An 11,192-nucleotide genomic window follows, 5' to 3' on the forward strand; every position below is an offset into this window, starting at 1 on the left:
TTAAGAAGTATATTTAAAAATGAAACAAACCCCTAATAGCACTTTAATTTCATCTCAAGAAGAGAGAAATATAAACCATAAGGCTGAAAACAAATTACCTATACCTTCTACAATTTCAGGAGAAGCAAAGGAGATGTTAAGCAATTGGACAATTGAAGGTAGAAATGCTGGAGCAAATTTACCAAAACATGATGCCCCAATTTCGGTGTGGGAAGAGAGACAACGGGAGTTTCAAATTGAAGCAGAACTACCTTTAGCTAAGTTATTAGAAGTATATCAACCTAAAGTAGAAACCATATTTCTTGATGGCATTAGAGCAATTGACATTAAACCGAAAAATTACCAAGAATCCGACAAAGTCATTATCTACATCCATGGAGGAGGTTTCGTTTTTTATCCTGCTGATGTCACTTTATTATCAAGTGTTCCGTTAGCAGATACAAGCAACTTAAGAATCATAGCCATTGATTATACCTTAGCACCACAAGCCAAGTTTAGTCAAATATTAGAAGAAGTCATTACGGCTTATAAAGCATTATTAAAATCTTATAAAGCAGAACATATTGCCATATATGGTGATTCCGCTGGAGGCACAATTACTGTCGCTTCAATTTTAAAAATGCGAGATTTAAAAATAAATTTACCAAGTTCAGTTGTATTATGGTCGGCTTGGTTAGATTTAGATGAGATAGGAGACTCCTATCATACATTAAAAGACACAGACCCGACATTAATTTATAAAGGATTTTTAGAAAATTGTGCAGAAGCTTATGCCTCAAGATCGGAATGGAAAAACCCATACGTTTCGCCAGTGTATGGCGATTATTCAAAAGACTTTCCCCCTACTCTAATTCAAGTGGGAAGTAAAGAAATATTTTTAAGCAATTCCCTTAGAATGTATCGACAACTAAAAGAAAATAATAAAGACGTGGAGTTAGATATTTATGAAGGGATGTGGCATGTTTGGCAAGGTCATTATGATATTCCAGAATCAAAAATAGCAGTTAAGCACACAAAAAACTTTATCTATAAACACTTAGGGATTACCAAATAGTAGAATTATGAAAAATACAATCTTATTTATAGTATTCTTTAATGGCATTATACTGAATGCTTGTGCTCAGGAAAGCGTTGAGGATAGTAATGAAGACCCACAAACACCTATTGCTGAAAATATAATTTTTGAATTAGATTTTGAAACCGCAGCACAAGGAACCTATACAACACAAAATTTAATAAGTGAAGGAGGAGAAATCCGTTGGTCTTTACTTGGTGATAACGCCAATATTGTTGATGATCCTGAAGGAGAAAAAGGACAGGTTTTAAAAGTAGATTATCCTGAAGGCACTGTTGGACCAGAAACTAATGGTGTTCAATTTATTAAAACCTTACCAGCTTCAAATGAATATTATTTGGACTATTATGTATATTTCGAAGAAGGGTTCGATTTTAGAGAAGGTGGTAAACTACCTGGTTTAACCAGTGGTGGTTCAACGTACACAGGTGGAAATCATCCCGACAATGGTGAAGGCTGGAGCGCACGATACATGTGGGTCAATAGAAATGCTGGCGTTGAAGCCATAGTCTATTTTTATTATATGGATATGACTTCAGAATATGGAGATTCAGTGGATTCTGGAATATATTTTGAAACCGGAAAATGGTATCGCTTAACCCAAAGAATAAAATTAAATCAAAACAACTTACCAAACGGAATTATGCAGGTTTGGATCGATGGTGTAAAAGTAATTGATGATACAGAAATCCGCTATCGTTTATGGGATCAAGGTGACATCGATTCTTTTTACTTTTCAACATTTCACGGAGGCGCTACAGAAGATTGGGCTCCACAAAACGATTCCTTTGCGTTGTTTGATAAGATAAAAGTGACAAAATTAAAACCCGAATTTTAAGTAAGACATACTCCCTATTTTATGAAAATTAAAAATGTTTCTTTTTTCATTTTTCTAAGTTTTTATTCCATTTTTTTAGGTGCACAAAGCAATTTGAAAGTGGATCCTGTTTTTTCTAGTCACATGGTTTTGCAAAGGCATCATAACATCCCTGTTTGGGGAACAGCCAAGCCAGACACCAAAATAGTAGCAACTTTAAAAGATATCACAATTCATACTATAGCTAATAGTGAAGGTCACTGGAACGTTAATTTTGAGGCATTAGAAGCTGGAGGTCCGTACCGTTTAAGTATTGAATCCACAAATGAATCTATTCAACTCACAGATATTTTAATCGGTGACGTTTGGTTAGCTTCTGGGCAATCTAACATGCATCTCGATTTAAAACGCACTTTAAATGGAGATAGCATTGCAAAAAATGCAAACAATCCGAACCTAAGAATTTACAACATGAAACCCACTTACCCAACTGGTAAAGACGGTGTTCATACCTTAGAAGAATTAAATAAAATTCAAAACAATCACTATTTTAATACTAAAGGCTGGGTAAAAGCAACTCCTGAAGAGGTCTTGTATTTTTCTGCTGTTGCGTATTATTTCGCGGAAAAGCTACAAAGTGAATTGAATATTCCTATCGGTATTATTCATAATGCCGTTCCGGGTTCTCCCATTGAATCTTGGTTGTCTAAAAAAGAAATTGAACAAGATTCTACCATGTTAAGTTTTGTAAAGCAACGTTGGAAAGCTAAAGAAGACGAAAAGGATGCGATGATTTCAGTAGCAAAACATCAAATATCATTAAGTGAAAATCCCAATCAGAAACACCCTTGGATGCCAAGTTATAATTATGAAAATGGCATATTACCAATAAAAAACATCCCCATCAAAGGAGTTATCTGGTACCAAGGCGAGTCCAATGCAGAAGCTCCTATATTGTACAAAACTATGTTTAAAAAAATGGTGGCTTTATGGCGATCAGATTTTAATGAAGACTTCCCTTTTTATTCTACACAATTAACTAGTAGAGAAGATAGACTTGCATGGCCAGAGTTTAGGTTTGCGCAAAGCGAATTATTAAATGAAGTCCCAAATTCTAAAATGGTTGTTATAACTGATGTTGGTGATCGGCAAGACACACATGCAAAAAACAAACAACCTGTTGGAGACAGATTGGCACTCTTAGCACTCGGAGACACCTATAAAGCAGTTAAGGATTATGAAAGTCCGGTGTTTGATAAAATCACCTATTCTAACAACACTTATACGATTCATTTTAAAGGGGAGTTTAGTAGTTTAAAAACAAAATCATCAGAAGCTATTATTGGTTTTGAAATAAGTACGGACAACAAACATTTTGAAAAATTAGAACCTAGAATTGAAGGCAAAACAATAGCGTTTAGCTTACCAAATAAACACAAAAAACCATTTTATGTAAGATACGCCTGGAAGCCCTATACAGAAGCTAATTTAACCTCAAATAAAGGATTGCCTGTATCAACTTTTCGAACGAAAATAGATTAATTTTTAATCCTCTTTCAGGAATTTTAATAAAAGATAATATTGAAAATAAATATGATAAACCCAGAGTCTACAGTAAAAGTTAATGGGTCCGGTAAAGATATTAACTTGCTTAAGCATACATGGAAAGCACAATGGATTACACATCCCAGTGCATCAACGTTAGACTATGGTGTGTTCCTTTTTCGACATGTATTTACTCTCGAAGAGAAAATGAGTGAGTTCATCATTTTTGTATCTGCCGATAACCGTTATAGACTTTATGTTAATGGAGAACGTGTTTGTTACGGACCATCCATTGGAGATACAGCACACCAACGCTATGAAACTCTAGATATAGCCCATCAATTAAAGGTTGGTAAAAATGTTATTGCTGCTGAAGTCGTAAATTTTGGAGAGTACAGAAGTGTGTCACAAGTGACTTATCAAACGGCTTTTATTTTACAGGCAGACCGAAACCTCAACTTAGATATTAATACAGGAAGTGCCGATTGGAAAGTGATTAAAAACCATGCATTTTCACCAGTTAAGATTACAAGCGAGATGATGAATGCTTATTATGCCGCCGGACCGCGTGACCATGTTGATGATTCAAAATATCCTTGGGGTTGGAACCAATTACAATTTAATGACAACAACTGGTTGAACCCTAAAAGTACAACAACGGAGTTCGCTGTTGGTAGAGGTTTTTTATATGGAGGAGCTTGGCATTTAGTACCGAGAACCATCCCTTTTATGGAAGAAAAAGTAGAACGATTTCCTGAAATTATTCGGGTGAGTGGTATTGAAAAGAATGACAGTTTTCTAAAAAACAAAGCCTCAATAATTCCTAAAAACTCACATGTAAAAATCCTAATAGATCAAACACATCACACTACAGGATATCCAGAACTAACGTACAGCCATGGAAAGAACAGTGAACTAAAAATAACCTATGCTGAAGCTTTGGTAAAAAATAGCAATCCAGATGAAACAGTTTCTGACGGTAATTTAAATCTCGTTGATTTAAAAGGTAATCGCAATGATTTTGAAGGCAAATCCATATTCGGGTATTATGATATGCTCTTTCCAGATGGAGGAGAGAATAGGTTTTACAAGCCGCTTTCACGACGAACGTATCGTTTTATAGAACTAGAAATAACCACAAAAGAAGAGGCTCTAATTCTAGAAGATTACCATGGTGTTTACACAGGATACCCATTTGAAGAAAAAGCAAAAGTGGAAACAGGAGATCCTTCTCTCACTAAAATTTGGGATGCAGCATGGAGAACATTACGCAATTCTGCAGATGAGATGTATTACGATTCCTATTATGAGAATTTACAATATATAGGCGACACCAAAATAGCATCGCTCATCTCAATTTATGTATCTGGAGATGATCGGTTAATGAGAAAAGCCATACAACAATTCGATGACTCACGCACCTCAGAAGGGTTAACCCAAAGTCGATATCCTTCAAACATAATTCAAATTATACCACCTTTTTCTTTGATTTGGGTAGATATGATTTATGATTATTTCATGTATAGAAATGATCCTGAATTTTTACGTCAATTCATTCCAGGGATTAAATCGGTAATAGATTGGTTTGCCTCTCGTGTTGATAAAACTGGTATGGTTACCAATTTAAAATGGTGGAATTTCACAGATTGGACTATCGATTTTCCAAGTGGCATTCCGCAAGGGGCAGACGATGGTTATTCCGCAAATATTGCCTTGCAGTTTGCAAAGACCTTAGATTACGCCCAAGCTGTATTCCGTTATTTTAATTTGGAACATGAAGTCGATTCGTATCAAATACTGTCTAAACGAATTAAAAAGTCCGTTTTAGAACGCTGTTTTGATACAAAAAAGGGACTTATTGCCGAAACACCTGATAAAAAAGAATTCTCACAGCACACAAATATCTTAGGGATATTAACCGATACATTTAAACAAGATGTTCAATCTGACATAATGAAAAAAGTACTTGAAGACGAGACCCTATTTCAAGCTACAATTTATTTTAAATTTTATCTATTTAGAGCCTTACAAAAGGTTGGTTTAGGAGATCTATATTTCGATTTATTAGGATCTTGGAGAGGTATGATTGATGATGGTATGACGACCTATGGAGAAACGGATATTAATCCACGTTCAGAATGTCATGCGTGGAGCTCGAGTCCCAACTTCGATTTTCTTCATACTGTTGCTGGCATATATCCAGGCGAACACGGTTTCAAATCAGTTATAATAGAACCAAATTTAGGAAAATTAAAAACACTTAATGTCGAATTCCCGCATCCTCAAGGTATGATCATAATTCGCTATTCAAAAAATGACAATAATATAAATGCAGAGATTTCAATGCCAGAAGATCTTACAGGTGAATTTAAATGGCAAGGACAATCTGTTTCGCTTGTTGGGGGAAAACAAAACATAGCATTATAAAAATTTAGAAAACAGTAATATGAAATACGGTAGTTATATAAATAACGGACTTGAATATAAAATAACAAATTCACAACCGCCTCGAGATTGGTTTAACATGTTGTGGAACTCAAAATACTTAGCCAGTGTAGGACAAAACCTTAATGGCTTTTCATTGTATCAAAATGAAGCAGGCGTTCTTACTAATCTATTTGGAAAGCAAGATGATAGAAGTGCGCCACGACATATTTACATAAGAGATAATGAGACTAACGACGTATGGTCCGTTGCACCAAATACAACTGGTGTTGAATTAGATGACTATAGTTGTACTCACGGATTGGGATACACTGTTTTAGAGAGTAAAAAAAATGGCATCAAAGTATCATTTCAAATATTTGTACCTCGTAAAGAAGCCGGAGAAATTTGGTCTGTAAAGGTATTGAATGAATCAGGTAGACCACGAAACATATCTGTATTTAGCGTAGCAAAAGTGATTTTAGATGGAGTAAATCTAACCTATGGGTATAATTCTGCTGTTGATGGTTATCACGATAGAGAAAAACAACGCTTGTTTTTTAGAAACCGATCGGTAAGTGTTATGACGGAAAAGTATCGTGCATTTACGTATACCGATGTGCCTTTTGATCACTTTGATATTAGCCGAGATGTGTTTTTAGGTCACAACCTTAGTTTTGAAATGCCAGAATGTATAATTAAAGGACAATTAAGTGATAGTGATGCTTCAACAGAATATATGGTGTCTGCCTTACAGCACAATTTGAATCTGAATGATGGAGTTGAACAACGTATCAATATTGTCATGGGTATTGTATTTGATGAAGCTGAAGCCGATGAATTTACGACTTTATATGCCAATAGTGTTCGTATTGATGCCGAACTTAAAACTATTAAAAAACAAAATATAGCGAGATTAGGCCTTTCAGAATTAAACACTCCCGATGCCGATTTTAACCACCTATTTAATGTTTGGATGAAACACCAGTTACATCTCATGGCAGATTGGGCGAGGTTTTATTTTAAGGGCTATCGCGATACACTTCAAGATGCCGCAGGCGTTGCTATTATAGACCCTGACCGCGCTTTAAAAATGTTAGAAAAAGCGTTAGAAAATCAAAAGAACAGTGGATTTTGTCCAAGAGCATTTAGAGTATCTTCTATGGAGGTCGCAGCAGCAGATAAACATTATTCTGACTCACCAAGTTGGATCAGTCACGCCACATATTCCATACTTCGAGAAACTGGAGATCTTAGCATGTTAGATAAAGTTGTTTCCTATTCTGATAACGGAGAAGATACCATCTGGAATCACAACTTAAAAGCTTTAGATTTTCTTTGGAACGACAGAGGAGAACATGGCTTAGCATTAATAAGACATGGTGACTGGAATGACCTAATGGACCGCGTTGGTGCTGAAGGAAAAGGAGAAGGTGTTTGGATGAGTATAGCTCTTGCTAAAGCGCTTAAAGTGGTTGAAGAAATCGCAGCCTGGAAAGGTGATACCAAAATAAAAGCACAATGTGCCGAAAGATATCATGAAATTAAAGCGAATATCTTAAAATACGGTTGGGATGAAGATCACTTTATCTACGCTTACACAGATGCCGGAAATAAGGTGGGTGATAATGCCTCAGAAGAAGGACAAGTTTTCATAAATCCGCAGTCATGGGCTGTGCTTTCAGGCATTATTGATGCTGAAAAATATGAGGAGATCATGAAAAAAGTGGAACCTATGGTAGATACCCCTGTTGGTCCTGTTCATAATTGGCCACCATTTACAAAATATAATAAAGACATTGGCTCTATAACTGGGATTCCACAAGGTAATTTTACCAATGGAAACGTGTATTGTCATGCCGCATCATTTAAAATTGCCGCAGATTATGCTGCAGGACGAAACGATAAAGCCTTTGAAACCTTTAAAAGAATTCTACCTTCTGAGGAGAAATCAGAACCTTATGCACAACCCAATAGTTATGTAGGACCTTCGGCATTACGAAAAGATAGACACGTCTCTGACGACCCATGGCGAACAGGTACTGTAGCTTGGAATATGCTCAACTGTTTTGATAACCTATTAGGCTTTAAACGAACCTTAAAAGGAGTTACAATTGATCCTCAAATTCCTTCATTTTGGGACAATGTAACGTATACAAGAGTTTTCAGAGGGACTACTTTTAATGTCACCATAAAACGAGGTGATATACAAAATATGTTGGTTGACGGGAAAGAACAAACAGATAATTTTATTGAAGTACCTGAATCTGGACTCAACAAAAAGGAAATCTCTATAGATTTTCAAATTGGAAAAACTAAAACGAATTAAATGAAGTTAAATAAACAAAATATTGGTGTAGAGGAAAATATATCGATAAAAGAAAAGATTGGTTTTAGTTTAGGCGATACAGCTTCAAATCTTGTGTGGCAGACCTTAATGATTTTTCAACTGTATTTTTATACCGATATTTTTGGCTTGCCAGCAGCTGTCGTAGGAACCATGTTTTTAATAACAAAAATATGGGATTCCATAAACGATCCTGTAATGGGACTTATTGCCGATCGCACCAATACAAAATGGGGAAAATTCCGTCCTTTTCTTTTGTGGTTAGCCTTACCATTTGCACTGGTAGGTGTACTCACTTTTACAACACCAGATTTTAGCCTAACAGGCAAAATTATATACGCCTATGTAACCTATACGCTTATGATGATGGTATATACGGCTATAAATATTCCTTATTCTTCATTGATGGGAGTTGTTTCTGCAAGTCCTTCTCAGCGCGCTAGTTTTTCACAATACAGATTTATGTTTGCGTTTACAGGCGGATTGCTTGTGCAAGCCTTAACACTTCCATTAGTCAATAGTATCGGTGGAGATAATACCAGTGTGTTTTCAGCAGAATTAAATACCAATCAAATTGTGATTACTGAACATGGTGTTGGAGCTTCAAAATTAGTTTTAAATGCAGATATAGGAGAAGAAGACCTGTTAACTAAAAACGTTACCGTAATCGTTTATAAAAATGATCTAAAAAATGAAATAGATGATACAACAGATATTTTATATCTCGAAGAAGGTTTTGGAACCCATACTTTAAATCCTTCAACCTATTTTGACGAAACTATTTCATCTAAGGAAATATCAGTTCAGGTGGTTAATGAAGCTAAAGGCTTTCAAGGGGTCATGATTGTATTTGGAATTATGTCCATCATCATGTTTCTAACCACATTTTATACCACCAAAGAGCGTGTTTCGCCTCCCAAAGAGCAGAAAACAAATATCAAAAATGACTTTAAAGACTTATTTAGCAATAAGCCTTGGTTGGTGCTTTTAGTTATTGGAGTGATAAGTTTGGCGTACGTTGCCATTAGATATGGGTCGGTTATGTATTATTTTAAATACTACATAGAAGATGAATCACTAGTAAGTTCGTTTCTAGTGTCAGGAACTATAGTCACTATCATTGCGATTTCTTTTACAGAGAAACTATGCAACCGATTTGGTAAAAAGAAAGTTGTAATTGCCTGCCAACTCATTGCTGGTACGTTTACAGCCCTATTCTTCTTTGTCGATAAATCTAATATTACTATGATATTCGCTCTTAATATCATTGTAAGTTTAGCTTCAGGTCCACCAGCACCAATCTTATTTGCGATGTATACGGATACGGCAAGTTATTCTGAATGGAAAAATAACAGACGTGCTACTGGCTTAATTATGTCGGCTTCTACCATGGCTCAAAAATTTGGACTTACTATTGGAGCAGCGCTCGCAGGTTGGATATTAGCTTTTTATGGATTTAAGGCTAATACAGTTCAAACAACAGAATCTGCTTTTGGAATTCTTTTAATGGTAAGTTTAATTCCTGCTGCTGGTAGTTTCCTTGTTGCTGGTATTATGAGTTTCTATCCACTTGATAATAAAACCATGGATAAAATTGAGGGTGAATTGAAATCGAGAAGAGCCCTAACAGAAAAACAATAAATTTTGTAAAAAATTAAAAGACTATGACATTGTCAATAAGATTTATAGCGATCACAATTTCGATTTTAGTTTTAACATCGTGTAAAAATAAAGTTGAAGTTAAAGAACACACTGAGGAAACAAAGCAAGAACTCGTGAAACGGGTTTTTTCGTTAGCAGAACATCAGTATGATTATTTAATAAATAAAATAGATACTATTTCACCATTATTGAACCCTAGAAGTTTAAACAAGGATGGGTCGCTTAGAATGGCTTACAAACAAGACTGGACTTGTGGTTTTTTTCCAGGTTCACTATGGTATTTATACGAGCAAACAAATGATAATAAGTGGAAAATAGAGGCCGAAAAATTTACAGAGGCCTTAGATTCTGCTCAATTTGTAAAATGGAATCACGATGTTGGATTTATGATACAAAACTCTTTTGGACAAGGCTATCGTCTTACCGGAAATGAAACTTATAAACAAGCCGTTGTTGATGCAGCAAAATCGTTAAGTACACGTTACCGACCTGTTGCAAAAGTCATCCAGTCTTGGGATACAGATGCCCCATGGATTCAAGGTAAAGGGTTAGATATGCCTATTATTATTGATAATATGATGAACCTGAATTTACTATATCAAGCCACTAAGCACACGGCAGATTCAACGTTTGCAAATATTGCAAATGCACACGCAACCACAACGATTAAAAACCAATATAGACCTGATTATAGTTGTTATCATATTATAGACTACGACCATATTACGGGAGACGTACGTAAAAAAGTAAATTTTCAAGGCTACGCTGATGAGTCTGCTTGGGCACGTGGACAGGCATGGGGTTTATATGGCTATACGGAAGCTTATAAAGAATCGGGACATAAAATATTCCTAGAGCACGCTAAGAAGATAGCTAATTATATAATGAATAACGATAAAATTCCTGATGATAATATTCCTTATTGGGATTATGATGCCGAAAGTACTGAAGAGATTCCTCGAGATGCCTCAGCAGCAGCTATAGTGGCATCAGCATTATTGGAATTACAAGCATTTGATTCAGCGCGTAAAAATGAATATTTAGATTACACCGAAACCATCTTAAGAACGCTTTCATCTGATGACTATTTAGCTCAAAAAAATGAAAACGGAGGCTTTATCTTAAAACATTCTGTGGGCAATTTTCATGAAAATAATGAAACCGATGCTCCACTAAATTATGCTGACTACTACTATTTAGAGGCTTTAATTCGATGGTCTAATATATAACGGTATCATTTAAAAACGGAAATTTATACATACTGCTCAAACCTTTATAAGTTTTGTCTTTTATTCATTGCTGAGCCGTATAATATTATGAAT

The 11,192-nt window shown here is 35.4% G+C and carries 7 protein-coding genes; all 7 read left to right on the forward strand.

Annotated elements, in window-relative coordinates; all coding sequences use genetic code 11:
• Window positions 1-19 precede the first annotated feature (19 nt).
• The 7 genes from KO504_RS09420 (at window position 20) to KO504_RS09450 (ending at window position 11,099) form a co-directional block, all read left to right on the forward strand.
• On the forward strand, window positions 20-1,054 hold the full coding sequence (locus KO504_RS09420; protein ID WP_215926266.1) for an alpha/beta hydrolase: 1,035 nt from the start codon (window positions 20-22) through the stop codon (window positions 1,052-1,054).
• A gap of 7 nt (window positions 1,055-1,061) precedes the next feature.
• Window positions 1,062-1,913: a polysaccharide lyase gene (locus tag KO504_RS09425; RefSeq protein ID WP_215926268.1), complete on the forward strand. Its 852-nt coding sequence runs from the start codon at window positions 1,062-1,064 to the stop codon at window positions 1,911-1,913.
• A 99-nt stretch (window positions 1,914-2,012) separates the two neighbouring features.
• On the forward strand, window positions 2,013-3,434 hold the full coding sequence (locus KO504_RS09430) for a sialate O-acetylesterase (RefSeq protein ID WP_215926270.1): 1,422 nt from the start codon (window positions 2,013-2,015) through the stop codon (window positions 3,432-3,434).
• 51 nt (window positions 3,435-3,485) lie between these two features.
• Window positions 3,486-5,864: an alpha-L-rhamnosidase N-terminal domain-containing protein gene (locus KO504_RS09435; protein WP_215926272.1), complete on the forward strand. Its 2,379-nt coding sequence runs from the start codon at window positions 3,486-3,488 to the stop codon at window positions 5,862-5,864.
• Window positions 5,865-5,883: 19 nt separating this feature from the next.
• On the forward strand, window positions 5,884-8,190 hold the full coding sequence (locus tag KO504_RS09440) for a GH36-type glycosyl hydrolase domain-containing protein (RefSeq protein ID WP_215926274.1): 2,307 nt from the start codon (window positions 5,884-5,886) through the stop codon (window positions 8,188-8,190).
• A complete protein-coding gene (locus KO504_RS09445) occupies window positions 8,191-9,849 on the forward strand; it encodes an MFS transporter (protein ID WP_215926276.1) in 1,659 nt (552 codons plus the stop codon).
• A gap of 23 nt (window positions 9,850-9,872) precedes the next feature.
• Window positions 9,873-11,099 (forward strand): glycoside hydrolase family 88 protein, encoded by a 1,227-nt coding sequence (locus KO504_RS09450; protein ID WP_215926278.1) that lies wholly within the window; start codon window positions 9,873-9,875, stop codon window positions 11,097-11,099.
• Window positions 11,100-11,192: the final 93 nt, after the last annotated feature.

Source organism: Winogradskyella psychrotolerans, from assembly GCF_018860565.1.
GTDB classification, from domain to species: Bacteria; Bacteroidota; Bacteroidia; order Flavobacteriales; family Flavobacteriaceae; genus Winogradskyella; species Winogradskyella damuponensis.

Bases quoted from the DNA above. Each gene is read 5' to 3' on its own strand.
- KO504_RS09425 (WP_215926268.1), top strand. From the start codon at position 1,062: ATGAAAAATACAATCTTATTTATAGTATTCTTTAATGGCATTATACTG.
- KO504_RS09435 (WP_215926272.1), top strand. From the start codon at position 3,486: ATGATAAACCCAGAGTCTACAGTAAAAGTTAATGGGTCCGGTAAAGAT.
- KO504_RS09450 (WP_215926278.1), top strand. From the start codon at position 9,873: ATGACATTGTCAATAAGATTTATAGCGATCACAATTTCGATTTTAGTT.
- KO504_RS09445 (WP_215926276.1), top strand. From the start codon at position 8,191: ATGAAGTTAAATAAACAAAATATTGGTGTAGAGGAAAATATATCGATA.
- KO504_RS09420 (WP_215926266.1), top strand. From the start codon at position 20: ATGAAACAAACCCCTAATAGCACTTTAATTTCATCTCAAGAAGAGAGA.
- KO504_RS09440 (WP_215926274.1), top strand. From the start codon at position 5,884: ATGAAATACGGTAGTTATATAAATAACGGACTTGAATATAAAATAACA.